This window comes from Streptomyces sp. NBC_01006, from assembly GCF_045162725.1.
Lineage (GTDB): Bacteria > Actinomycetota > Actinomycetes > Streptomycetales > Streptomycetaceae > Streptomyces.
The window spans coordinates 2,176,140-2,200,000 of sequence record NZ_CP108700.1 but is presented as its reverse complement, the minus strand read 5'-3'; the positions used below and the strand labels follow the sequence as shown (position 1 = coordinate 2,200,000).

The 23,861-nt window shown below is 72.3% G+C and carries 17 protein-coding genes, 2 rRNA genes and 1 pseudogene (1 of these 20 only partly in view); 15 read left to right on the top strand and 5 right to left on the bottom strand.

The features are described 5' to 3' along the window. From OG509_RS09920 to OG509_RS09905, 4 genes and pseudogenes are all read left to right on the top strand, one after another. A 23S ribosomal RNA gene (locus OG509_RS09920) occupies positions 1-1,415 on the top strand (it extends 1,708 nt beyond the left edge of the window). 106 nt (positions 1,416-1,521) lie between these two features. Continuing rightward, positions 1,522-1,638 (top strand): 5S ribosomal RNA (gene rrf / locus OG509_RS09915). Positions 1,639-1,743: 105 nt separating this feature from the next. Beyond that, positions 1,744-3,249: pseudogene (locus OG509_RS09910) on the top strand (hypothetical protein); the annotation flags it as partial. A gap of 60 nt (positions 3,250-3,309) precedes the next feature. Beyond that, positions 3,310-4,173: a hypothetical protein gene (locus OG509_RS09905; protein ID WP_406187520.1), complete on the top strand. Its 864-nt coding sequence runs from the start codon at positions 3,310-3,312 to the stop codon at positions 4,171-4,173. Between the two features lie 84 nt (positions 4,174-4,257). Here the strand turns inward: OG509_RS09905 and OG509_RS09900 are convergent, their stop codons facing one another. Then, positions 4,258-5,529: a DUF1015 family protein gene (locus tag OG509_RS09900; RefSeq protein ID WP_406181791.1), complete on the bottom strand. Its 1,272-nt coding sequence runs from the start codon at positions 5,527-5,529 to the stop codon at positions 4,258-4,260. Between the two features lie 152 nt (positions 5,530-5,681). Here OG509_RS09900 and OG509_RS09895 point away from each other — a divergent pair, with 152 nt between their 5' ends. From OG509_RS09895 to OG509_RS09880, 4 genes are all read left to right on the top strand, one after another. Beyond that, on the top strand, positions 5,682-6,752 hold the full coding sequence (locus OG509_RS09895) for an HAD hydrolase-like protein (RefSeq protein WP_406181789.1): 1,071 nt from the start codon (positions 5,682-5,684) through the stop codon (positions 6,750-6,752). Positions 6,753-6,889: 137 nt separating this feature from the next. Continuing rightward, on the top strand, positions 6,890-7,936 hold the full coding sequence (locus tag OG509_RS09890) for a FecCD family ABC transporter permease (RefSeq protein ID WP_406181787.1): 1,047 nt from the start codon (positions 6,890-6,892) through the stop codon (positions 7,934-7,936). Between the two features lie 68 nt (positions 7,937-8,004). Beyond that, a complete protein-coding gene (locus tag OG509_RS09885) occupies positions 8,005-8,994 on the top strand; it encodes a FecCD family ABC transporter permease (protein ID WP_406187519.1) in 990 nt (329 codons plus the stop codon). Then, a complete protein-coding gene (locus OG509_RS09880) occupies positions 8,991-9,854 on the top strand; it encodes an ABC transporter ATP-binding protein (RefSeq protein ID WP_406181785.1) in 864 nt (287 codons plus the stop codon). The genes OG509_RS09885 and OG509_RS09880 overlap by 4 nt, the downstream gene beginning before the upstream one ends. Here OG509_RS09880 and OG509_RS09875 read toward each other — a convergent pair. Continuing rightward, positions 9,838-10,185, bottom strand: coding sequence for a sterol-binding protein (locus OG509_RS09875; protein WP_406181783.1), 348 nt, complete (start codon positions 10,183-10,185; stop codon positions 9,838-9,840). The two genes, OG509_RS09880 and OG509_RS09875, sit on opposite strands and share 17 nt — an antisense overlap. A 65-nt stretch (positions 10,186-10,250) precedes the next feature. Between OG509_RS09875 and OG509_RS09870 the strand changes: the two genes are divergently transcribed. The 5 genes from OG509_RS09870 to OG509_RS09850 all read left to right on the top strand — a co-directional run bounded on the left by OG509_RS09870 (position 10,251) and on the right by OG509_RS09850 (position 15,474). Then, the gene (locus tag OG509_RS09870; RefSeq protein WP_406181781.1) at positions 10,251-10,547 is read left to right on the top strand and encodes a hypothetical protein; all 297 of its coding nucleotides are present in this window, start codon (positions 10,251-10,253) and stop codon (positions 10,545-10,547) included. A gap of 7 nt (positions 10,548-10,554) precedes the next feature. Beyond that, on the top strand, positions 10,555-11,370 hold the full coding sequence (locus OG509_RS09865; protein WP_030162927.1) for a TlyA family RNA methyltransferase: 816 nt from the start codon (positions 10,555-10,557) through the stop codon (positions 11,368-11,370). Positions 11,371-11,426: 56 nt separating this feature from the next. Then, the gene (locus tag OG509_RS09860) at positions 11,427-12,332 is read left to right on the top strand and encodes an NAD kinase (protein WP_030162929.1); all 906 of its coding nucleotides are present in this window, start codon (positions 11,427-11,429) and stop codon (positions 12,330-12,332) included. A gap of 97 nt (positions 12,333-12,429) precedes the next feature. Then, the gene (gene recN / locus OG509_RS09855; RefSeq protein WP_406187518.1) at positions 12,430-14,148 is read left to right on the top strand and encodes a DNA repair protein RecN; all 1,719 of its coding nucleotides are present in this window, start codon (positions 12,430-12,432) and stop codon (positions 14,146-14,148) included. Between the two features lie 207 nt (positions 14,149-14,355). Continuing rightward, the gene (locus OG509_RS09850; protein WP_406181779.1) at positions 14,356-15,474 is read left to right on the top strand and encodes a glycosyltransferase family 4 protein; all 1,119 of its coding nucleotides are present in this window, start codon (positions 14,356-14,358) and stop codon (positions 15,472-15,474) included. Positions 15,475-15,954: 480 nt separating this feature from the next. Here OG509_RS09850 and OG509_RS09845 read toward each other — a convergent pair whose 3' ends face one another. The 3 genes from OG509_RS09845 to OG509_RS09835 form a co-directional block, all read right to left on the bottom strand. Next, on the bottom strand, positions 15,955-17,577 hold the full coding sequence (locus OG509_RS09845) for a PucR family transcriptional regulator (protein ID WP_385590103.1): 1,623 nt from the start codon (positions 17,575-17,577) through the stop codon (positions 15,955-15,957). 22 nt (positions 17,578-17,599) lie between these two features. After that, positions 17,600-18,979: an FAD-binding protein gene (locus tag OG509_RS09840; protein WP_406181776.1), complete on the bottom strand. Its 1,380-nt coding sequence runs from the start codon at positions 18,977-18,979 to the stop codon at positions 17,600-17,602. A gap of 100 nt (positions 18,980-19,079) precedes the next feature. Further along, positions 19,080-20,846 (bottom strand): glycoside hydrolase family 15 protein, encoded by a 1,767-nt coding sequence (locus OG509_RS09835; protein ID WP_385590129.1) that lies wholly within the window; start codon positions 20,844-20,846, stop codon positions 19,080-19,082. A gap of 555 nt (positions 20,847-21,401) precedes the next feature. On the opposite strand from OG509_RS09835, the gene OG509_RS09830 reads away from it, so the two are divergent. Together OG509_RS09830 and OG509_RS09825 are read left to right on the top strand one after the other, a co-directional pair. Continuing rightward, complete coding sequence (locus OG509_RS09830) at positions 21,402-23,045, top strand: CTP synthase (RefSeq protein WP_406181774.1); 1,644 nt, start codon at positions 21,402-21,404, stop codon at positions 23,043-23,045. Positions 23,046-23,156: 111 nt separating this feature from the next. Beyond that, positions 23,157-23,786 (top strand): NUDIX domain-containing protein, encoded by a 630-nt coding sequence (locus OG509_RS09825; protein WP_406181772.1) that lies wholly within the window; start codon positions 23,157-23,159, stop codon positions 23,784-23,786. The last annotated feature ends 75 nt before the right edge of the window (positions 23,787-23,861 follow it).

Sequence of the window (23,861 nt, the reverse complement as noted above, 5' to 3'; positions counted from 1 at the left end):
GGCAAATCCGTCCCTCATTAAGGCTGAGACCTGATGCCGAGCCGATTGTGGTGAAGTGGATGATCCTATGCTGTCGAGAAAAGCCTCTAGCGAGTTTCATGGCGGCCCGTACCCTAAACCGACTCAGGTGGTCAGGTAGAGAATACCGAGGCGTTCGGGTGAACTATGGTTAAGGAACTCGGCAAAATGCCCCCGTAACTTCGGGAGAAGGGGGGCCATCACTGGTGATCGGATTTACTCCGTGAGCTGGGGGTGGCCGCAGAGACCAGCGAGAAGCGACTGTTTACTAAAAACACAGGTCCGTGCGAAGCCGTAAGGCGATGTATACGGACTGACGCCTGCCCGGTGCTGGAACGTTAAGGGGACCGGTTAGTGCACTTTCGGGTGTGCGAAGCTGAGAACTTAAGCGCCAGTAAACGGCGGTGGTAACTATAACCATCCTAAGGTAGCGAAATTCCTTGTCGGGTAAGTTCCGACCTGCACGAATGGCGTAACGACTTCTCGACTGTCTCAACCATAGGCCCGGTGAAATTGCACTACGAGTAAAGATGCTCGTTTCGCGCAGCAGGACGGAAAGACCCCGGGACCTTTACTACAGTTTGATATTGGTGTTCGGTTCGGCTTGTGTAGGATAGGTGGGAGACTTTGAAACCCCAACGCCAGTTGGGGTGGAGTCGCCGTTGAAATACCACTCTGGTCGTGCTGGATGTCTAACCTCGGTCCGTGATCCGGATCAGGGACAGTGTCTGATGGGTAGTTTAACTGGGGCGGTTGCCTCCCAAAGGGTAACGGAGGCGCCCAAAGGTTCCCTCAGCCTGGTTGGCAATCAGGTGTTGAGTGTAAGTGCACAAGGGAGCTTGACTGTGAGACCGACGGGTCGAGCAGGGACGAAAGTCGGGACTAGTGATCCGGCGGTGGCTTGTGGAAGCGCCGTCGCTCAACGGATAAAAGGTACCCCGGGGATAACAGGCTGATCTTCCCCAAGAGTCCATATCGACGGGATGGTTTGGCACCTCGATGTCGGCTCGTCGCATCCTGGGGCTGGAGTCGGTCCCAAGGGTTGGGCTGTTCGCCCATTAAAGCGGTACGCGAGCTGGGTTTAGAACGTCGTGAGACAGTTCGGTCCCTATCCGCTGTGCGCGTAGGAATATTGAGAAGGGCTGTCCCTAGTACGAGAGGACCGGGACGGACGAACCTCTGGTGTGCCAGTTGTCCTGCCAAGGGCATGGCTGGTTGGCTACGTTCGGGAGGGATAACCGCTGAAAGCATCTAAGCGGGAAGCCTGCTTCAAGATGAGTATTCCCACCTCCTTGAGAGGGTAAGGCTCCCAGTAGACGACTGGGTTGATAGGCCAGATGTGGAAGCCCGGTAACGGGTGGAGCTGACTGGTACTAATAGGCCGAGGGCTTGTCCTCAGTTGCTCGCGTCCACTGTGTTAGTTCTGAAGCAACGAACAGTTGCTGGTTTCTAGAGCTAGAACATAACTACAAAGTGTGCTTGTTCGCTCGAAACCGATAGGGTTTCGGTGGTCATAGCGTTAGGGAAACGCCCGGTTACATTCCGAACCCGGAAGCTAAGCCTTTCAGCGCCGATGGTACTGCAGGGGGGACCCTGTGGGAGAGTAGGACGCCGCCGAACAATCTTTCAAAGGACCCTTGGTCCAGCGTTCAACGCTGGACCAAGGGTCTTTTTTGTTTTTCACCTCTTTACGCCGAAGCGCGGCCATGGGTTGGTTGCGCGAGAATGACTAGCGGTACCCCGAAGACAGGAGTCACACCCATGTCCAACTCTCCCGACGATCGTCCGGAGCGCGAGCCTCGGCGCAACGACGGCGGTGACAGGGGCGGCTACCGCGGGGGCCGTGACGACCGTGGCGGTGACCGTGGTGGCTTCCGCCGCGACGACCGCGGTGGCCGTCCGACCGGTGGCGGCACCGGCGGCGGTTTCCGCCGTGACGACCGCGGCGGGCGCCCCGCCGGCGGTGGCGGTGGCGGCGGCTTCCGTCGCGATGACCGCGGTGGCGACCGTCCGTCGTACCCGCGTCGCGACGACGACCGTGGTGGATTCCGCGGCGGCCGTGACGACCGTGGCGGCGACCGCCCCTCCTACCCGCGCCGCGACGACCGCGGTGACCGTCCCTCCGGTGGTGGCGGCGGCTTCCGCCGTGACGACCGCGGTGGCGACCGTCCGTCCTTCCCGCGTCGCGACGACGACCGTGGTGGGTTCCGCGGCGGCCGTGACGACCGTGGCGGCGACCGCCCCTCCTACCCGCGCCGCGACGACCGCGGTGACCGTCCCTCCGGCGGTGGCGGCGGCTTCCGCCGTGACGACCGCGGTGGCGACCGTCCGTCCGGTGGTGGCTTCCGCGGCCGCGAGGACCGTCCGTCCTACCCGCGCCGTGACGACCGTGGTGACCGTCCCTCCGGCGGTGGCGGCGGCTTCCGTCGCGACGACCGCGGTGACCGGCCTGCCGGTGGCGGCGGTGGCTTCCGTCGCGACGACCGCGGTGACCGTCCGTCCGGTGGTGGCGGCGGCTTCCGTCGCGACGACCGCGGTGGCGACCGTCCGTCGTACCCGCGTCGCGACGACGACCGGGGCGGGCGTCCCTCGTACCCGCGCCGTGACGACGACCGTGGTGGTTTCCGCGGCGGCCGTGACGACCGTGGCGGCGACCGCCCCTCCTACCCGCGCCGTGACGACCGCGGTGGCGACCGTCCGTCCTACCCGCGTCGTGACGACCGGCCCGCCGGTGGCGGCTTCCGCCGTGACGACCGTGGTGACCGCCCCGCCGGCGGTGGCGGCGGCTTCCGCCGTGACGACCGCGGTGGCGACCGCCCGTCCTTCCCGCGTCGCGATGACGACCGTGGTGGTTTCCGCGGCGGCCGTGACGACCGTGGTGGGGACCGCCCGTCCTACCCGCGCCGCGACGACCGCGGTGACCGTCCCTCCGGCGGTGGCGGCGGCTTCCGCCGTGACGACCGCGGTGGCGACCGTCCGTCCTTCCCGCGCCGTGACGACGACCGCGGTGGGCGTCCCTCGTACCCCCGTCGCGACGACGACCGTGGTGGGTTCCGCGGCGGCCGTGACGACCGTGGCGGCGACCGCCCCTCCTACCCGCGCCGCGACGACCGCGGTGGCGACCGCGGCGGGTTCCGTGGCCGTGACGACCGTGGTGGCGACCGCGGCGGCTACCGTGGCGGCCGCGATGACCGCGGCGGCGACCGCGACTACCGTGCGGACCGCGACCGGGACCCGGTCAAGCGGCTTCCGATCGACGAGGACGTCACCGGTCTGGAGATCGACGCCGATGTGCGCCAGGAGCTCCTGAGCCTGCCCAAGGGCCTGGCCGAGGAGGTCTCCCGCAACCTGGTCATGGTGGCCCGGCTGATCGACGAGGACCCGGAGCAGGCGTACGCGTACTCGCGCATCGCCCTGCGCCTGGCCTCCCGTGTCGCCGCCGTGCGCGAGGCCGCCGGCTTCGCCGCGTACGCCACGCAGAAGTACAGCGAGGCGCTCGCGGAGTTCCGCGCCGCCAAGCGCATGACCGGATCCGTCGAGCTGTGGCCCGTCATGGCCGACTGCGAGCGCGGCCTCGGCCGCCCCGAGCGCGCGCTGGCCATGGCCGGCGAGCCCGAGGTGCAGAAGCTGGACAAGGCCGGCCAGGTCGAGATGCGCCTGGTCGCCGCCGGTGCGCGGCGGGACATGGGGCAGCTCGACGCCGCCATCGTGACCCTGCAGAGCCCGGAGCTGGCCTCCAACTCCGTCCAGCCGTGGACCGCGCGTCTGCGGTACGCCTACGCGGACGCCCTGCTGGCGGCCGGCCGTGAGGACGAGGCGCGTGAGTGGTTCGCCAAGACGGTCGAGGCGGACAAGGACGGCGCGATGGACGCCTCCGACCGGCTCGCCGAGCTGGACGGGGTCGAGTTCGTCGACGCGCTCGGCGGCGATGAGCCGGACGGGATCGACGACGAGGACGAGGACGACGAGCAGGACTCCGCCGAGGTGGCTGCCGCCGAGCGGGCCTCCGACCAGGCCGAGTACTACGACGAGGACGACGAGGAGTACGAGCCTCTGGAGCGCTCCGAGGCGGACGCCGACATCGACGTCACGGACGAGATCGTCGTCGTCGAGGACGAGGACGAGGACGACGCGCAGGACCGCGACAAGGCCTGAGCGCTGAACCGGATCCATTGAGAAAGGGCGGTACCCCTCCGGGGGTGCCGCCCTTTTTCGTGTCCGCCGTCGGGACGGGCCGGATCAGTCGAGGCTGCGCAGGACCAGGCCGGTGGCCGGCTTCGGGCCGAAGGAAGTGGACTTGCGGGGCATCGTGACGCCCTGGCGGGCCAGGTCCCGGACGACTGCCTCCCGTACGGGGTGCAGCAGGACCGCGGTGCCGCCGTGGCGCTCGGCCATGGCGACGGTGGCCGCCGCGTCGTGGATGTACGTGATCTGGTCCGGGGCGTCCGGGATCTCCCACAGGGCGTCGAGCAGGGTCGCGTGCAGGACGGTCGCGTCCAGCCGGCGCCAGGCCTCGGGGCGGTCACGCCGGACGGTGCGCTCCAGGAGGTCCAGGTCCGGGTCGGTGACCAGGTGGAAGGTGCCGTCGCCGGCCAGGAGGAAGGCGTTGCCGCGCTCGGCGGCGTCGGCGAGGGCCTCCAGGGCGAGCGGCAGCGGGCCGTCGACCAGGCGGACCAGGAAGTGGCCCTCGACGGCGGCCAGGGCGTCCGCGACCGGGAGGCGGCGCAGCATCCGGTGGATGGCGCGGACCTGGAGCGGGTAGCGGGCGGTGTCCACGAGGAGGACCAGGCCGAAGTCCCAGTCGGTGGGGGACTGGTGCTCCTCCTGGAGGCGCAGGTACGTCGCCCAGCGGTGGTGGCCGTCGGCGATGAGGGCCTGGCGGTGGCCGAGGTCGGCGGTGACCGCGGCCAGGTCGGCGGGATCGGTGATGGCCCAGAGCCGGTGCCGGAAGCCATCCTCGGTGGTGGTGGCCAGCAGTGGCGGGCGTCCGGCGGTCCGCTCGACGACCGCCGTCGCGCCGGCCGCGGGGTCGCCGCCGAGGTAGGTGAGGAGGAGGGGCTCAAGATTGGCCGAAGCGGCCCGCATCAGGCCGGCCCGGTCGGTGACCACGTCGGGCATGACGTCCTCGTGCGGGAGGACGATGCCGGCGGCGGGCTTCGAGAGGGCGAGGGCGCCGATCACGCCGCGCTGCAGCACGTTCCCCTTGCGCTGCTCGTAGACGTAGAGCGCGGGCTCGGGGTCGGGGGTGAGGACGCCCTTGGAGAGCCAGTCGTGCAGGGTGTGCGCGGCCTGTTCGTTGCGCTCGGCGGGGGTGTCGGCCTGCGGGAGGATCAGGCGGACGATGTTGTGCGGGTCGGCGGACTCAAGGTGGTCGACGCCGTCGGGGCGTACGACCACGTCGTACGGCGGTGAGGTGACGGCGGCCAGGCTGCCGACACGCTCCGGGTCATAGCGCAGTCCATGGAAGGGGATCAGGCGCAGCCCGTCGTCCGCGGTACCAGGTGTGGTCATTGGTGCATGGTAAGACGCGTCTCGCGATGCGGGATGATCGGGTGAGGAAGACCGCAGCGCACATGCGGTCGGTATCGGTCACGGACGTACGGACGGTCTGACGTACGCGCGGACGGACCGGTCGTGGATCGAGCGGACAGGGAGCCGACAGGATGACCCGGCAGAGCAGGACGAGTCCGGCGGGCAGCGAGCGCAGCCTGCACCAGGCGTACGACACGGCCCTGCTGGACCTGGACGGCGTGGTGTACGCGGGCGGCGAGGCGATCGCGTACGCGGCGCAGTCCCTCGCCGCGGCACGGGCCGGCGGGATGCACCTCGCGTACGTCACGAACAACGCGCTGCGGACCCCGGAGGCGGTCGCCGGGCACCTGGGCGAGCTGGGGATCCCGACCGAGGCCGGTGAGGTGATCACGTCGGCGCAGGCGGTGGCCCGGCTGATCTCGGAGCAGGTGGAGCCGGGGTCGAAGGTGCTGGTGATCGGCGGGGAGGGGCTGCGGGTCGCGCTGCGCGAGCGGGGGCTCGTACCGGTGGAGTCCGCCGACGAGGAGGGCCTCGCGGCGGTCGTCCAGGGGTACGGGGGCCCGGATCTGCCGTGGTCGCGGTTCGCGGAGGCCTCGTACGCGATCCACCGGGGGGTGCCGTGGTTCGCGTCGAACACAGATCTGACGATTCCGGGGGCGCGGGGGATCGGGCCCGGCAACGGGGCAGCGGTGGAGGTCGTACGGATCGCCACGGGTGCGGAGCCGCAGGTGGCGGGGAAGCCGCTGCCCCCGATGCACCGGGAGACGGTGCTGCGGACGGGGGCGGAGCGGCCGCTGGTGGTCGGGGACCGGCTGGACACGGACATCGAGGGTGCGTTCAACGGGGACGTGGACTCGCTGCTGGTGCTGACGGGGGTGACGGACGCGGCGCAGCTGCTGCGGGCCGAGCCGAGGCACCGGCCGACGTACGTGGACCGGGATCTGCGCGGGCTGCTGACGGGGCAGCCGGAGGTCGTGGCGGCGGGGGAGGGCTTCCGCTGCGGGGGCTGGACCGCGGTGGCGGCGGCGGGCGTACTGGAGCTGCGGGGCGAGGGCGAGGGTGAGGGCGAACCGGTGGACCGGCTCGACCCGCTCGACCCGGTCGACGGGCTGCGGGCGCTGTGCGCGGCGGCGTGGACGCAGGCGGGGGACGGCTCGTGCACGCTGGACGCGGGGAAGGCGCTGGCCCGGATCGGGCTGTAGGCGGGGCGGGGCGCAGCGGGACGGGGCGGTCCGCGTTCCTCCCGCGGCCGCGCCCCGGGACGCCGCCAGGCGTAGTTCGTGGGTATCCCGGGCCCTTCAGGGCCAGTTCAGGCGCAGGGTAGGCTAACCTAACCTCCGTGTTGGTCGAGAGTCCCCCCGAACAGAGAGCGGCGCCGGTCGCCGCCATCCGCCCGCGGCACGCCGCGCGCGCCGCCGGTCTGCTCGGCGCCCTCGTGGTGCTGGCGCTGATCGCGGTCGCGAGCATCGCCGTGGGCGCCAAGCAGATACCCCTCGACCAGGTCTGGCACGGCCTGTTCCACTACGCGGGGACCCCCTCCGACGTGGTGGTGCGCGATCTGCGCGTCCCGCGCACCCTCCTCGGGCTGATGGTCGGGCTCGGGCTCGGCCTCTCCGGCGCCGTGATGCAGGCGCTGACCCGCAATCCGCTGGCCGAGCCGGGCATCCTCGGCGTCAACGCGGGCGCCGCGGCCACCGTGGTCTCGGCGATCACCTTCCTCGGGGCCTCCACGCTCAGCGAGTTCGTGTGGTGGGCCTTCCTCGGCGCCGCCGTCGTCTCCGTCGTGGTCTACGTACTCGGCGGCAGCCGCAGCGCGACGCCGGTGCGCCTCGCGCTCGCCGGTACGGCGGCCAGTGCGGCCCTGGTCGGCTACATCAACGCCGTGCAGCTGATGGACAGCAAGGCGCTGGACAAGCTGCGCTTCTGGACCGTGGGCTCCCTGGCCTCCGCCAACATGGACACCGTCCGGCAGGTGGCGCCGTTCCTGCTGGTGGGAGCGGTGATCGCGCTCACGCTGGGTCGGCCGCTCAACGCGATGGCCATGGGCGACGACACCGCGCGGGCCCTTGGCGCCCACCTGACGCGGACCCGGATCGGCGCGATGGTGGCCATCACCCTGCTGTGCGGGGCGGCGACCGCCGCCTGCGGGCCGATCGTCTTCATCGGGCTGATGATCCCGCACCTGGTGCGGATCATCACCGGTCCCGACATGCGGTGGGTGCTCGCCTACTCGGCGGTCCTCTCCCCGGTGCTGCTGCTGGGCGCGGACGTCATCGGCCGGGTCGTCACCCGGCCGGCCGAGCTCCAGGTCGGCATCGTCACCGCGCTGATCGGCGGACCCGTCTTCATCCACCTCGTCCGGCGCAAGAGGATGGCCCAGCTGTGACCGTCGACCTTCGGGCGGACAAGCCCGGATCCCGTGCCCTGCGCGGCCCCGGCGGGCTGTCCCTGCGGATGGAGCCGCGAGCGCTGGCGGTCGGGCTGCTGCTCACCGCGGCCGCGCTCGCGATGGCCGTCGTCCTCATCGGCACCGGCGACTTCGAGATCGCGCCGTGGGACGTCGTACAGACCCTGCTGGGCAACGGCACGCCGGCGAACGACTTCATCGTCAACGACCTGCGGCTGCCGCGGGTGCTGGTCGCCGTGCTGGTCGGCGCCGCGCTCGGCACGGCGGGCGCCGTCTTCCAGTCCGTCTCCCGCAACCCGCTCGGCTCCCCGGACCTGCTCGGCTTCAGCTACGGCTCGGCCGTCGGCGCGCTCACCGTGATCGTCCTGTTCAAGGGCGGCGCGACGGCGGTGGCCGGGGGCGCGCTGCTGGGCGGGCTGCTCAGCGGCGTCCTCGTGTACCTGCTGTCGTACCGGCGGGGCATCCACGGCTACCGGCTGGTGCTGGTCGGCATCGGCGCCTCGGCGATGCTCGTCGCCGTCATCAACTACCTGCTGACCAAGGCGCAGCTCGTCGAGGCCACCCGTGCGATGGTCTGGCTGACCGGATCGCTCGCCGGCCGGGACTGGAGCCAGGTGTGGCCCCTGCTGGGGACCTGCGCGGTGCTGTTCCCGCTGGTCCTCGGGCAGGGCCGGGCCCTGCGGATGATGGAGATGGGCGACGACGCCGCGTACGCCCTCGGAGTACGGGTGGAACGTACGCGGATGCTGCTGATGCTGGCGGCGGTCCTGCTGACCACCGCGGCGGCCGCGGCCGCCGGGCCCATCTCCTTCGTGGCCCTGGCCGCGCCCCAGCTGGCCCGGCGCCTGACCCGCTCGCCCGGGTCGAACCTGCTCACCGGCGCGCTGATGGGCTCCGTCCTGCTGCTCGTGTCCGACTGGGCCTCGCAGCGGGCCTTCGGCGCCGACCAGCTGCCGGTGGGTGTGGTGACCGGGCTGGTCGGCGGTGTCTACCTGCTCTGGCTGCTCGTCACCGAGCGCAAGGCGGGACGTATATGAGCACGGAGACGAGCAACTCAAGGAGTACGCAGGTGCAGCGGCTGACCGCGCAGAACGTGACCCTCGGCTACGACCAGCGGGTCATCGCCGAGAACCTGTCGGTGGAGATCCCCGACCACTCGTTCACGGTGATCGTCGGACCCAACGCGTGTGGCAAGTCCACGCTGCTGCGGGCCCTGTCGCGGATGCTGAAGCCGTCCGCCGGGCGGGTGCTGCTGGACGGGCAGGCCATCGGGTCGATGCCGGCCAAGAAGGTCGCCAGGACGCTGGGGCTGCTGCCGCAGTCCTCGATCGCGCCGGACGGGATCACGGTCGCCGACCTGGTCTCCCGGGGCCGGTACCCGCACCAGGGGCTGCTGCGGCAGTGGTCGCCGCAGGACGAGCGGATCGTCCGGGAGTCGATGGCCTCGACCGGGGTCGCCGAGCTCGCGGACCGCTCGGTGGACGAGCTGTCGGGCGGACAGCGCCAGCGGGTGTGGATCGCGATGGCGCTGGCGCAGCAGACGCCGCTGCTGCTGCTGGACGAGCCGACCACGTACCTGGACATCCAGCACCAGATCGACGTGCTGGACCTGTGCGCCGAGCTGCACGAGGAGCAGGGGCGGACCCTGGTGGCCGTGCTGCACGACCTCAACCACGCGGCCCGCTACGCCACGCACCTGATCGCGATGCGCGGGGGCGAGGTCGTGGCGGAGGGGCCGCCGGCCGAGGTGGTCACGGCGGAGCTGGTGGAGAAGGTGTTCGGCCTGCGCTGCCAGATCATCGACGACCCGGAGACGGGCACCCCGCTGGTGATCCCGGCAGCGCGCAGGCCGAAGGCGTCGGCCGGGCGGCTGACGGGCACTACAGCAGGCTCTTGAGGCGGAGCAGGTCGCGGAAGCCGGCCTCCAGGCGGACCCGGCCGGAGGCCCAGGCCTTGGCGAACTTCAGGTCGCCCGCGACCATCGCCACCAGGTCGTCGCCCGTCATCGCCAGCCGGATCTCGGCCTTCGCGGCGGGCGGACCGGGGGAGACCGCGTCCACCCGGATCCGGCCGCCTTCGAGGCGGCCGGTGAAGGTCCGGTCCAGGTCCGTGATGTGGCAGCTCAGGGAGCGGTCCATCGCGGCAGCGCCGCGCACACCGCCGTCGGCCTGCGCGAGGTTGCCGGAGAGTCTGTCGAGTGCGGCTCGGCACTCATCGATCGTAGCCATCGTGATCTCGACCGTACCGCAGAGCCGTGCGTGGCCGCCCGGGTGCTTCGGGGTAGCGTCGGGGCATGACCGACGACATGGCCGACGTACCGGAAGCGGCGCAGGCGCAGGCGCCGGAGGCGGCGGAAGCCGCGGACGTACCGGAGGCCGCCGGGGAAGCGGCGCCCGCGCCCCTGGGGATCGTCCGTACGCCCACCGGCCACGCCGGGGTGGACGCGCGCCTGGAGCGGCTGGCCGAAGCCGACCACCTCACGGCGGACGGACACGTCGCGGTGTACGAGGATGTGCACAGGGGGTTGCGTGACGCGCTGACCGCGCTGGACGCACCATCCGTCCCCGGACCGTACGAAAACAGGAGCTGAACCGAACGTGGCAGGAGTGGCACGCCGCCGCCTGGACGCCGAACTGGTACGCCGCAGCATGGCCCGCTCGCGCGAGCACGCCGCCCAGCTGATCGCCGCGGGCCGGGTGACCGTCGGCGGCGCCACCGCGACCAAGGCGGCCACCCAGGTCGAGACCAGCGCGGCCCTGGTCGTCCTCAAGGACGACAGCGACCCCGACTACGTCTCCCGGGGCGGCCACAAGCTGGCCGGCGCGCTCGCGGCCTTCCAGCCGCAGGGGCTGGCCGTCGAGGGCCGCCGGGCGCTGGACGCAGGCGCCTCCACCGGCGGGTTCACCGACGTGCTGCTGCGCGCGGGCGTGGCCCACGTGATGGCCGTCGACGTCGGCTACGGGCAGCTCGCCTGGTCGCTGCAGAGCGACGACCGGGTCACCGTCAAGGACCGTACGAACGTCCGCGAGCTGACGGTCGAGCAGCTCGACGGGGTCCCGGTCGACCTCGTCGTCGGCGACCTGTCCTTCATCTCCATCGGCCTGGTGCTGCCGGCCCTGGTGCGCTGCTGCGCGCCGGACGCGGACCTGGTGCTGATGGTCAAGCCGCAGTTCGAGGTCGGCAAGGACCGGCTCGGCAGCGGCGGCGTCGTGCGCAGCCCGGAGCTGCGCGCGGAGGCCGTGCGCGAGGTGGCGGCCCGGGCGGCGAAGCTGGGGCTGGGCGTTCTCGGGGTGACGGCGAGTCCGCTGCCCGGTCCGTCGGGGAACGTCGAGTACTTTCTGTGGCTGCGGGCGGGGGCACCGGCACTCGACCCGGCAGATGTCGACCGTGCAGTGGCGGAGGGGCCTCAGTGACTGAATCAGCGGACTGGTCATCGGATACTTCGAACAACTCATACGACTCGGACTCGGTGGTTCCGGGGCGGGGGCGGACGGTCTTCCTGCTCGCGCACACCGGGCGGCCCGCGGCCATCCGCAGTGCCGAGCTGGTCGTACAGGGGCTGCTCAAGAACGGTCTGGGCGTACGGGTCGTCGAGTACGAGGCGAGGGACCTGCCGCTGCCGCCCGAGGTGGAGCTGGTCGCCGAGTGCACCCCCAAGGTGCTTGAAGGCTGTGAGCTGCTGATCGTGCTGGGCGGCGACGGGACCCTGCTGCGCGGCGCGGAGTTCGCGCGCGGCTCGGGGGTGCCGATGCTGGGCGTGAACCTGGGCCGGGTGGGATTCCTCGCGGAGGCGGAGCGGGACGACCTGGACAAGGTCGTGGACCGGGTCGTGACGCGGGAGTACGAGGTCGAGGAGCGGATGACCCTCGACGTACTCGTACGGACGAACGGCGACGTGATCCACCGGGACTGGGCGCTGAACGAGGCCGCGGTCCAGAAGGTGTCCCCCGAGCGGATGCTCGAAGTGGTCCTGGAGATCGACGGGCGCCCGGTGTCCGGGTTCGGCTGCGACGGGATCGTCTGCGCGACCCCGACCGGTTCGACGGCGTACGCCTTCTCCGCGGGCGGGCCGGTGGTCTGGCCGGAGGTGGAGGCGCTGCTGATGGTGCCGATCAGCGCGCACGCACTGTTCGCGAAGCCGCTGGTCACCTCGCCGGACTCGGTGCTGGCGGTGGAGGTGCAGCAGGGGGTTCCGCACGGGGTCCTGTGGTGCGACGGCCGCCGGATGCTGGAGCTGCCGGCCGGGGCCCGGGTGGAGGTCCGGCGGGGGGCGGTGCCGGTACGGCTCGCCCGGCTGCACCACGCGTCGTTCACGGACCGGCTGGTCGCGAAGTTCGCGCTGCCGGTGTCGGGATGGCGCGGGGCGCCTCGCTGAGACCCCGCCCAATAGCACACGCGTTCGGGAAGCTCCCGACGGGTGACGTCACATGGCATCGGTGAAACCTCGGTATCGTCGTCCCGTGCTTGAGGAGATGCGGATACGGTCGCTCGGGGTCATCGACGACGCGGTGGTCGAGCTGTCGCCCGGATTCACCGCGGTGACCGGCGAGACCGGCGCGGGCAAGACGATGGTCGTCACCAGCCTCGGCCTGCTGCTCGGCGGTCGCGCCGACCCGGCCCTGGTACGGATCGGGGCCAAGGCGGCGGTCGTGGAGGGCCGCATCGTCATGCGCCCCGGCGCGCCCGCCGCCGTACGCGCCGAGGAGGCCGGGGCCGAGCTCGACGACGGTGCCCTGCTGATCAGCCGGACCGTGTCCGCCGAGGGGCGCTCGCGCGCCCACGTCGGCGGCCGCTCCGTGCCCGTCGGCCTGCTCGGTGAACTCGCGGACGACCTGGTCGCCGTACACGGGCAGACCGACCAGCAGGGGCTGCTGCGGCCGGCCCGGCAGCGCCAGGCCCTCGACCGGTACGCGGGAGACGCCGTCGCCGTCCCGCTGGAGAAGTACGGGGCCGCCTACCGGCGGCTGCGCGCGGTCGCCGTGGAACTCGACGAGATCACCACCCGGGCCCGGGAACGGGCCCAGGAGGCCGACCTGCTGCGCTTCGGCCTGGAGGAGATCGCGGCCGTGGAGCCGCTGGCCGGCGAGGACGCCGAGCTGGCGGCGGAGGCCGAGCGGCTCGGCCACGCCGAATCACTGGCCTCGGCGGCGCAGATCGCCCACGCGGCGCTCGCCGGCGACGTCGAGGACCCGGAGGGCGTCGACGCGAACACGCTCGTTGCGGGCGCGCACCGGGCCCTGGACGCCGTACGGTCGCACGACCCGGCGCTCGGCGCGCTCGCGGAGCGGATCGGGGAGCTGGGGATCCTGCTGGCCGACGTGGCCGGGGAACTGGCCGGGTACGCGGACGACCTGGACGCCGATCCGCTGCGGCTGGCCGCGGTGGAGGAGCGGCGGGCGGCGCTGACCCAGCTCACGCGCAAGTACGGCGACTCGATCGACTCCGTGCTGGAGTGGGCCGAACGGGGTTCGGCGCGGCTGCTGGAGCTGGACGGCGACGACGAGCGGATCACCGAGCTGACCGTCGAGCGGGACGGGCTGCGGGCCGAACTGTCGCTGCTGGCGCAGGCGCTGACGGACGCCCGGGTGGAGGCGGCGACGCGGTTCGCCTCGGCCGTCACGGCGGAGCTGGCGTCGCTGGCGATGCCGCACGCCCGGGTGACGATCGACATCCGGCAGGTGGAGGACCCCGAGGGCGTGGAGGTCGACGGCCGTCCGGTCGCGTACGGGCCTTCGGGCACGGACGAGGTCGAACTGCTGCTCGCCCCGCACCCGGGGGCCCAGCCGCGGCCGATCGCCAAGGGCGCCTCGGGCGGTGAGCTGTCGCGCGTGATGCTGGCGGTGGAGGTCGTGTTCGCGGGCTCCGACCCGGTGCCGACGTACCTCTTCGACGAGGTCGACGCGGGCGTCGGAGGCAAGGCGGCCGTCGAGGTCGGGCGGCGGCTCGCGAAGCTCGCGAAGTCGGCGCAGGTCGTGGTCGTCACGCACCTGCCGCAGGTGGCCGCCTTCGCGGACCGGCAGCTGCTGGTGGAGAAGACCAACGACGGATCGGTGACGAGGAGCGGGGTCAAGATCCTGGAGGGCGAGGACCGCGTCCGCGAGCTCTCGCGCATGCTGGCGGGCCACGAGGACTCGGTCTCCGCGCGGGCGCACGCCGAGGAACTCCTGGCGGCGGCGCGCGCGGACGCGTAGCGGGTGTTCCCGACAGGGCCCGGGACGGATGCCGTTCCGGGCCCTCGGCGCGCGCTCGGAGGTGACGGGCGCTACGCCGTGTGGGTGAGGCTCGGGGGTGTGTGGCGGTATCTCCTGCGGGATCCGTACCCGTATGGTCCCGGAACGCGCGTGCGGACTGGCATCCTGGGCGACGTCTCTGCCTCCCTCTCCCTGGAGCTTCGGCCCGTGAGCAGCTCCCCGGTCTCGACCCCGGTCCCCGCACAGCCGTACGGGCGGCCGCCGCTCCGCACCGTCCAGGTACTCGGCGGTGCGGGCGCGGGCAGCTGCGCGCACGTACGGTCGCTGACGACCGGGCTCGCCGCGCGCGGGGTACGGGTCACGGTGTGCGCGCCCGTGGAGGCGGAGGGGGAGTACGACTTCACCGCCGCGGGGGCGCAGTTCACCCCGGACGCGGTGAGCGCGTTGCGGGCCGTGTGCGCCGGGGCGGACGTGGTGCACGCGCACGGAGTGCGGGCCGGAATGCGGGCCGCGCTGGCGCTGCGCGGGCGCCGGGTGCCGCTGGTGGTGAGCTGGCACGGCGGCGGGCCGGCGGCCGAAGGGGCGTTCGGGCGGTTGGGGCGGGTGCTGGAACGGCATGTGGCGCGGGCGGCGGCCGTGGTGCTGGGCGCTTCGTCGGACCAGGTGGACCTGGCGCGGGCGCGGGGAGCGCGCGATGCGCGGCTGGCTCCGGTGGCCGTGCCGGTCGGGCCGGCCGGCCCGGACGCCGGGGCGGATCCCGGCAAGGCGCGGGCGGAACTGGGGGCGGTGGAGCGGCCCTTGCTGATCGCGGTCGGGAGCCTGGTGGAGCACCGCGGGTACTCGGTGCTGCTGGACGCGGCGCGGGCCTGGCGGGTGCTGGAGCCGCTGCCGCTGGTGGTGATCGCGGGGGAGGGCCCGCAGCGGGCCGAACTGGCCCGGCGGATCGAGGCCGAGGGGCTGCCGGTACGGCTGCTGGGGCGGCGCCGGGATGCCGCGCAGCTGCTGGCGGCGGCGGACGTGGCGGTGCTGCCGAGCCGGTGGGAGGCGCGGTCCCTGCTGGCGCAGGAGGCCCTGCGGGCGGGGGTACCGCTGGTCGCGACGGCGGTCGGGGGCGTCCCGGAGCTGATCGGGGACGCCGGGGTACTGGTGCCGTACGGGGACGCGGCCGCCCTGTCCTCGGCGGTGACGGACCTCCTCTCGGACCCGCCCCGCCGCGCAGCCCTCGCCGCCGCGGGCCACGCCCAAGCGGCCACCTGGCCCACGGAGGACGACACGGTGGCCCAGATCCTGTCGGTCTACGACGAGCTGATGGACCGCCGCAAGTAGCCCCCGGCGGGTCCTCGTCCAGCCGCGCCTCAATCGCCAGCGGGGCCGGAGTCGTGCAGGTGCCGTCGGGGCTGCTCCCCGCGCCTCTTGGGCGCTGCCCGGGGAGCCGTGCCGCGGGCGGGTACGGGTCCGCCCCGGCCCCGCGCCTCGTATGCCGGCGGGCCGGAGTCGCCGGGGCCTGGGGCGCAGCTCCAGGGAACGGTGGAAGGGCGGGTAGGGGACAAGCCCCGCAGGGCCACCCACCGGCACCCGGACACCGCCCGCGCCGCCAGGGGGTACGGGGCAGTGCACAGCGGCCCGGCCGGGATCATCCGCCCGCATGGCGTGGCGGAGGCCTGAGCGCCGGTCCCGCCTGCGCGTGCCGAGCCGGCCGCGGTGAGACGTCGTCCGGGGACCCGGGCCGGCGGCCGCCGGACGGAGTCCGGCGCAGCCCGACGAAGCCCGGGCGGCCCCCCAGGGCCGAGCGGTGCGAGGAGGGCGTCAGGAAGGCTGGGCGTGGCGGCGGGCGCGGAGGGCCAGGCTCAGGGAGAGGACCGTCTCCGGGTCGTCCAGGTCCGTGCCGAGGAGCTCCGAGATGCGGGCCAGGCGGTTGTACAGGGTCTGGCGGTTGAGGTGCAGCTCGCGCGCCGTCTCCGCCTTGCGGCCCGCGTGGGCCAGGTACGTCTCCAGGGTGGGCAGGAGAGGCGGGCGGGACGACAGGTCGTGGGTCCGCAGCGCGCCGATCGCCCGGTCCACGAAGGCCGCCAGGTCGGGGTGTTCCCGCAGCCGCCACAGGAGCAGGTCGATGTCCAGGCGGCGGGCGTCGTACCAGGGGCGCGAGGGGAGTCCGTGCGCCGCCGTGGCGGTTTCCGCCGCGTGCCGCAGGCCCGAGGAGGCGGCGGCCCAGCCGCCCGCCACGCCCACCACCACCGCCGGCGGGGCCGCCGCGCGGTCCAGGCCTGCCCGCTCCACGCCCGCCCGCAGGGCAGCGGCCACGCGGTCGGCCACCGTCGTGCGTTCCGACTCGGAGCGCAGGGAGACCAGCAGGGGTACCCGGCCTTCCACCGGGCGTACGCCCAGGAGCACCGGTACGCCCACGGACGAGAGCTCCTCCAGGACCGCCCTGGCCAGGACCGCCCAGTTGCCCGACGGGCCCAGGTCCGAGGACAGGCGCATCACCACCGGCAGGAGCGGGCCCGACCCCGGTTTGAAGCCCAGTACGCGGGCCTGCGCCGGGGCGTCCTCCGCCGAGATGCGGCCCTCCGCCAGGTCCGTCAGGAAGTCGCCGCGGCCGCGCGCCGCCAGCTCGTCCTCCTGGCGGGCCTGCATCAGGACCACGGCCAGTACCCCCGCCGTCCGTTCCGCCGCCATCCGGTGGACGGGCAGCAGCGGCGCCGACACGCCCAGCAGGACCACCCGGGCGCGGACCGAGCCCGTGCCGTGGCCGCCGCCGGGGACGTCGATCAGGACCGCGTTCGCCGACGGCTGCGCCTCGCGCTGGCCCCGCAGCCCCTCCCAGACCTGGAGCGGGTCCGCCGCGGCTTCCCCGGAGACCGGGCCCGCCGCGTACAGGAGCTGCCCGTCGGGGGTCTCCAGGAACACCGGATTTCCGGTGAAGTCGGCCAGGATGTGCAGGACTTGGGGGATCCCGCCGCCGCTGAGCAGGGCCTCGGTGCATCGCCGGTGCACCTCCTCGGCCCGCTGGAGCAGGGCGTAGTGGTGGTTGACGATCTCGGTGTGGATCTCCTCCGTGACCGCCACGAACGGCACCTCGCGGTGAAGTTGGACGAGCGGCAGTCCGGCCGCCCGGGCCGTCTCGACGAGCGTCGCCGGGAGCCGGGTGAAGCGCGGGCCCAGTTCGACCACCAGGGCGGCGATCCCCCGGTCCGCGAGGCGTCGTACGAAGGCACGCTGCTCGGCGGGGCGGGTGCCGAGGCCCAGCCCCGTGGTCAGCAGCAGCTCCCCGCCCTTGAGCAGGGAGGCGATGTTCGGCACCTCGCCCGCGTGCACCCAGCGCACGGTCCGGCCCAGGCGGTCGGCGCAGGCCACCACCTCCGGCAGTCCGCTGCGCAGCCCGGGCAGCTCCAGTGCCCGCTGAACGGTGATCCCGCCCTGGTTGTCCATGTCGCGGGACGCTACCAGGGGGTCAGGCCGGCTTGATGTTGTGGTTGAAGCGGAAGACGTTGTCCGGGTCGTACATCCGCTTCACCGCGCCCAGCCTGGCCAGATTCTCCGCGCCGAGACCGGCCGCCACGCGCTCGGAACCCTCGTCGCCGGTGAAGTTGAGGTAGACCGCGCCGGTGCTCCACGGCTGCACGTGGGCGCGGACGTCCTTGACCCACTGCACGGCACGCTCGTCCTCGGCCGGGTCCTCCCAGATGGCGAACGGGTGTGCGGCCCAGGGCGCGTCCCGGTACGGAACGGGGAACTCCGACGGCCCGTCCGCGATGGCTCCGCCCAGCGGGAACAGCACGTGCTGGGTCCCGCCCGTCGGCATCACGTTCCCGAGGGCGCAGAAGACGCTGACGAGTTCGTCCGGCAGGCCGGTCAGGTACTCCGCGGACCAGTAGTTCCGCAGGCCCGGCGGGTCGTCCAGCATGCACTGGAAGTCCGCGTAGGGCAGGGCGGTGAGCACCTCCACCTCGTGGGGCAGCGCGAGCAGCGGCGCCGCCAGCTTGCGCAGCGCCTCCTCGCCGCCCGCGTACGTGAGCAGCGCGCCCGCCATCAGGGTCCCGACCAGGTGCTGCGGTACGAAGGGCTCCGGCGGGGCGGTCAGGTAGATCACTCCGCCGCCCGCCTCGGCGGGACCCTTCTCGATGACCTCGCGGTAGGTGCGCAAGACCTCGGGCCCGGCCTCCAGGGGGTACAGCAGCAGGCAGATCGCGAACTCGGGGAGCTCGTGCAGGCGCAGCGTGATCGAGGTCGCGACCCCGAAGTTCCCGCCGCCGCCGTGCAGGGCCCAGAACAGCTCGGGGTTGTCCTCGGCGGTCGCCGTCACGGCGGAGCCGTCGGCGGTGACCAGGTCCACGCCGAGCAGGTTGTCGACGGCCAGCCCGAACTTCCGGTCCAGCCAGCCGGAACCGCCGCCGAGGGTGAAGCCGGTGACTCCGGTGGTGGAGACCCGGCCGCCGGTGGTGGCGAGCCCGTACGGCTGGCAGGCGCGGTCCAGCACGCTCATCACCGCGCCGCCCCCGACGCGTACGGCCTTCGCCCCGGGGTGGACGGTGACCTCCTGCATCCGGCGCATGTCGACGACCACGCCGCCGTCGTTGAGGGACATCCCGGCGACGCTGTGGCCACCGCCTCGCACGGCGACGGGCAGGTCCAGCTCACGGGCGAAACGGACGGTGGTGACGACGTCCGCCTCGCTCTCGCACCGGGCGATGACCGCGGGGCGGCGGTCGATCATCGCGTTGAAGATCGTCCGTGCCTCTTCGTACCCGGGATCGCCGGGGGCGAAGACCTCACCGGCCAGGTCCTCGCGGAGCACGGTCAGGGCCTGGCCGGCCTTCGAGGTGGGCGCCATGGCTCACCCCTCCTTTCGGAGGAGGCATAGGACCATTCCAGCGTAGGCGGGGCCGACGCCGGGGGCGCGGCGGAGCCCCGCGCCTCCGGCCCGCCCGCCCTCAGCCCCCGTACGCCCCGCTCGCCGTCAGGCGCAGGGCCGTGTCGATCAGGGGGACGTGGCTGAAGGCCTGGGGGAAGTTGCCGACCTGGCGCTGGAGGCGCGGGTCCCACTCCTCCGCCAGCAGCCCCAGGTCGTTGCGGAGGGCCAGCAGCCGCTCGAACAGCTGGCGCGCCTCGTCGACCCGGCCGATCATCGCCAGGTCGTCCGCCATCCAGAACGAGCAGGCGAGGAACGCCCCCTCGTCGCCCTCCAGTCCGTCCACGCCGGCCTCGTCGCCGGTCGTCGGGTAGCGCAGGATGAACCCGTCGGGCGTCGACAGCTCGCGCTGGATCGCCTCGATCGTCCCGATGACCCGCTTGTCGTCCGGCGGCAGGAACCCCATCTGCGGAATCAGCAGCAGGGAGGCGTCCAGCTCCTTCGACCCGTACGACTGGGTGAACGTGTTGCGCTCCTTGTCGTAGCCCTTCTCGCACACGTCCTGGTGGATCTCGTCGCGCATCTCGCGCCACCGCTCCAGCGGGCCGTCCGCGTCCCCGCTCTCGATCAGCTTGATCGTGCGGTCCACGGCCACCCACGCCATGACCTTCGAGTGGACGAAGTGGCGGCGCGGGCCGCGCACCTCCCAGATGCCCTCGTCGGGCTGGTCCCAGTGCTCCTCCAGGTAGCGGATCAGCTTCAACTGGAGGACCGAGGCGTAGTCGTTGCGCGCCAGGCCCGTCATGTGGCCCAGGTGCAGGGCCTCGGTGACCTCGCCGTACACGTCCAGCTGGAGCTGGTGCGCGGCGCCGTTGCCGACGCGGACCGGGCGGGAGTTCTCGTACCCGGGCAGCCAGTCCAGCTCCGTCTCGCCCAATTCCCGCTCCCCGGCGATCCCGTACATGATCTGCAGGTTCTCCGGGTCCCCGGCGACCGCGCGCAGCAGCCACTCGCGCCAGGCCTGGGCCTCCTCGCGGTAGCCGGTGCGCAGCAGCGAGGAGAGGGTGATGGCGGCGTCGCGCAGCCAGGTGTAGCGGTAGTCCCAGTTCCGGACGCCACCGATCTCCTCCGGGAGGGAGGTGGTGGGCGCGGCGACGATGCCGCCGGTGGGGCCGTACGTGAGCGCCTTGAGGGTGATCAGGGAGCGGATCACGGCTTCGCGGTAGGGGCCGTGGTACGTGCAGTGGTCGACCCACTCGCGCCAGAACGAGGTGGTGGTCGCCAGCGCCTCCTGCGCGTCGGGGGTCTCCGGGGCGCCCTTGTGGGAGGGCTGCCAGCTGATGCAGAAGGCCTTGCGGTCGCCGGGGCCGACGGTGAAGTCGGAGTACGTCGTCAGGTCCTTGCCGTACGTCTGCGCGTCGGTGTCCAGCCAGACCGAGTCGGGGCCCGCGACGGCGACGGTGCGCCCGTCGACCTTGTGCACCCAGGGCACGACCCGGCCGTAGCTGAAGCGCATGCGCAGCGCGGAGCGCATCGGGACGCGCCCGCTGACGCCCTCGACGATGCGCACCAGCTGCGGCGCGTGGTCCTCGCGGGGCGGCATGAAGTCGGTCACGCGGACCGTGCCGCGCGGCGTGTCCCACTCCGATTCCAGGATCAGCGAATCGCCCTGGTAGCGGCGCCGGGTCGCCGCAGGGGCTTGGGCGCCCCCGGGCACCGCCGGGCCGATGCGCCAAAAGCCGTGATCCTCCGTTCCGAGGATGCTCGCGAAGACGGCATGGGAGTCGAAACGGGGCAGACACAGCCAGTCCACCGATCCGTCCCGGCAGACCAGTGCGGCGGTCTGCATGTCCCCGATCAGTGCGTAATCCTCGATGCGCCCGGACACGTTAGATCTCCCAGTCGAACGGCCACGTCCGCCCCGAAGGGCGCTTGCATTGCGCGGTTGCGCGGTCCCGTGGGTATGGATCCCCGCACTGAGCTCATGATTCCGGATGCGGCCGGGTCACGCCGTCTGCCGGACTGCTCGGCGGTGATGTGATGCGATATCCGAGCAGGATATGACGGCACCCTAGTGATCTCCTGAAGTCTGAGGACAATGTGTCTAGTCCGAATGGGTGACCTGGGTGAATGTCGGCGTGACCGGCCCCGGGACGGCCGGTGGCGCTCCGTCGAGCGGTCGTGGCGGCGCGTGCCCGGAGGCGGACGGGCCCGGGCGCTGATAGGCTGGTACCCCGTGGACCGGTGGTCTGCCTGTGCGAATCAGGAGCCCCGAAACCGCAGCTTCGGCGCCCCCTGAGAGCCTCCGGTTCGATGGTGGCCGGCGCCGGACGCACCTCAACTTCGCGACCACGGGAGCCCCCTCTTGGCGACGCCGCCCGCTGCTTTTCGAAACAGCACAGCCATGACGACCAAGCACATCTTCGTCACCGGGGGTGTCGCTTCGTCCCTCGGCAAGGGCCTGACGGCCTCCAGCCTGGGTGCGCTGCTCAAGGCGCGCGGCCTGCGGGTCACGATGCAGAAGCTCGACCCGTACCTGAACGTCGACCCGGGCACGATGAACCCCTTCCAGCACGGCGAGGTGTTCGTCACCAACGACGGCGCCGAGACCGACCTGGACATCGGCCACTACGAGCGCTTCCTCGACGTCGACCTCGACGGCTCGGCCAACGTCACCACCGGCCAGGTCTACTCGCAGGTCATCGCCAAGGAGCGGCGCGGCGAGTACCTCGGTGACACCGTGCAGGTCATCCCGCACATCACCAACGAGATCAAGAGCCGCATCCGCCGCATGGCGACCGAGGACGTCGACGTCGTCATCACCGAGGTCGGCGGCACGGTCGGCGACATCGAGTCGCTGCCGTTCCTGGAGACCGTCCGCCAGGTCCGCCACGAGGTCGGCCGCGACAACGTCTTCGTCGTGCACATCTCGCTGCTGCCCTACATCGGCCCCTCCGGCGAGCTGAAGACCAAGCCGACCCAGCACTCGGTCGCGGCCCTGCGCAACATCGGCATCCAGCCCGACGCGATCGTGCTCCGCGCCGACCGCGAGGTCCCCACCTCCATCAAGCGCAAGATCTCGCTGATGTGCGACGTGGACGAGGCGGCCGTCGTCGCGGCGATCGACGCCAAGTCGATCTACGACATCCCGAAGGTGCTGCACACCGAGGGCCTCGACGCGTACGTCGTGCGCAAGCTCGACCTGCCGTTCCGCGACGTGGACTGGACGGTCTGGGAGGACCTGCTGGACCGCGTCCACAACCCCGACCACGAGGTCAAGGTCGCGCTCGTCGGCAAGTACATCGACCTGCCGGACGCGTACCTGTCGGTGACCGAGGCGCTGCGCGCCGGCGGCTTCGCCAACAAGGCCCGCGTCCAGATCAAGTGGGTCACCTCCGACGACTGCAAGACCCCGGCGGGCGCCGCGGAGGCGCTCGGCGACGTGGACGCGATCTGCGTGCCCGGCGGCTTCGGCGACCGCGGTGTCAACGGCAAGGTCGGCGCGATCACCTACGCCCGCGAGAACAAGATCCCGCTGCTCGGCCTGTGCCTGGGCCTGCAGTGCGTGGTCATCGAGGCCGCGCGCAACCTGGCGGGCATCGAGGACGCCAACTCCACCGAGTTCGACGCCTCCACCCCGCACCCGGTGATCTCCACGATGGAGGAGCAGCTGGCCTTCGTCGAGGGCGCGGGCGACCTGGGCGGCACCATGCGCCTGGGCATGTACCCGGCGAAGCTCGCCGAGGGCTCGATCGTGCGCGAGGTCTACGGCGACCAGGCGTACGTGGACGAGCGCCACCGCCACCGCTACGAGGTCAACAACGCCTACCGCGGCGAGCTGGAGAAGAAGGCGGGCCTCGTCTTCTCCGGCACCTCCCCGGACAACAAGCTCGTCGAGTACGTCGAGTACCCGCGCGAGGTGCACCCCTACCTGGTGGCCACCCAGGCCCACCCGGAGCTGCGCTCGCGCCCGACCCGGCCGCACCCGCTGTTCGCGGGCCTGGTCAAGGCCGCGGTGGAGCGCCAGCAGGCCGCGAAGGCCAAGTGACGGTCTGACCGCATAACGTAGACGGCCGGGGCACGGAACGTGCCCCGGCTGTCGCGTTTCTGACGCGTCTTTCGGCGCGCATTCGGAAGGTACGGGGTACGGGTCATGGCCATGGGCATCGCAGACGGCGGGGAGTCGTGGGAGGTCATCGCCTCACGGACCCCGTTCGAGGGCGCGAAGACGGCGGTCCGTTCGGAGCAGGTGAGCATGCCGGACGGATCGGTGGTGCGCCGGGACTACCAGGTGCATCCGGGGTCGGTGTGCGTGCTGGCGCTCGACGAGGACGGCGGAGTGCTGGTGCTGCGCCAGTACCGGCACCCCGTACGGCACAAGCTGTGGGAGCTCCCGGCCGGGCTGCTCGACGTACCCGGTGAGAACCCGCTGCACGCGGCCCAGCGGGAGCTGTACGAGGAGGCGCACGTCAAGGCGGAGGACTGGCGGGTGCTCGTGGACTTCTTCGCCTCCCCCGGCGGGTCCGACGAGGCGGTCCGGATCTTCCTCGCGCGCGGCCTCTCCGAGGCGGAGGGGGCGCGGTACGAGGTCTCGGATGAGGAGGCGGACATGGAGATCGCCCGCGTCCCGCTCGCGGACCTGGTCCGCGGAGTCCTGGAGGGCCGGCTGGGCAACCCGGGCCTGGTGACGGGGGCCCTGGCCCTGTCGGCCGCGCTCGCCGCCCCGGGCGGCCTGGACGCCCTGCGCCCGGCCCAGCCCCCGTGGCCGGCCCGCCCGTACGAGGTGTAGGGGGCGCCCGGCGGATCAGGGTCGGAAACCCCCTGGCGCTCCCTCCCGGGCCCGCGGGAGCGTGGTGTGACGATC

Coding starts and splice junctions, on each gene's coding strand:
- OG509_RS09880 (WP_406181785.1), top strand. CDS start 8,991: ATGAGCACGGAGACGAGCAACTCAAGGAGTACGCAGGTGCAGCGGCTG.
- OG509_RS09830 (WP_406181774.1), top strand. CDS start 21,402: ATGACGACCAAGCACATCTTCGTCACCGGGGGTGTCGCTTCGTCCCTC.
- OG509_RS09895 (WP_406181789.1), top strand. CDS start 5,682: ATGACCCGGCAGAGCAGGACGAGTCCGGCGGGCAGCGAGCGCAGCCTG.
- OG509_RS09885 (WP_406187519.1), top strand. CDS start 8,005: ATGGAGCCGCGAGCGCTGGCGGTCGGGCTGCTGCTCACCGCGGCCGCG.
- OG509_RS09875 (WP_406181783.1), bottom strand. CDS start 10,185: ATGGCTACGATCGATGAGTGCCGAGCCGCACTCGACAGACTCTCCGGC.
- OG509_RS09835 (WP_385590129.1), bottom strand. CDS start 20,846: ATGCAGACCGCCGCACTGGTCTGCCGGGACGGATCGGTGGACTGGCTG.
- OG509_RS09845 (WP_385590103.1), bottom strand. CDS start 17,577: ATGGACAACCAGGGCGGGATCACCGTTCAGCGGGCACTGGAGCTGCCC.
- recN (WP_406187518.1), top strand. CDS start 12,430: ATGCGGATACGGTCGCTCGGGGTCATCGACGACGCGGTGGTCGAGCTG.
- OG509_RS09900 (WP_406181791.1), bottom strand. CDS start 5,529: ATGACCACACCTGGTACCGCGGACGACGGGCTGCGCCTGATCCCCTTC.
- OG509_RS09870 (WP_406181781.1), top strand. CDS start 10,251: ATGACCGACGACATGGCCGACGTACCGGAAGCGGCGCAGGCGCAGGCG.
- OG509_RS09840 (WP_406181776.1), bottom strand. CDS start 18,979: ATGGCGCCCACCTCGAAGGCCGGCCAGGCCCTGACCGTGCTCCGCGAG.
- OG509_RS09825 (WP_406181772.1), top strand. CDS start 23,157: ATGGGCATCGCAGACGGCGGGGAGTCGTGGGAGGTCATCGCCTCACGG.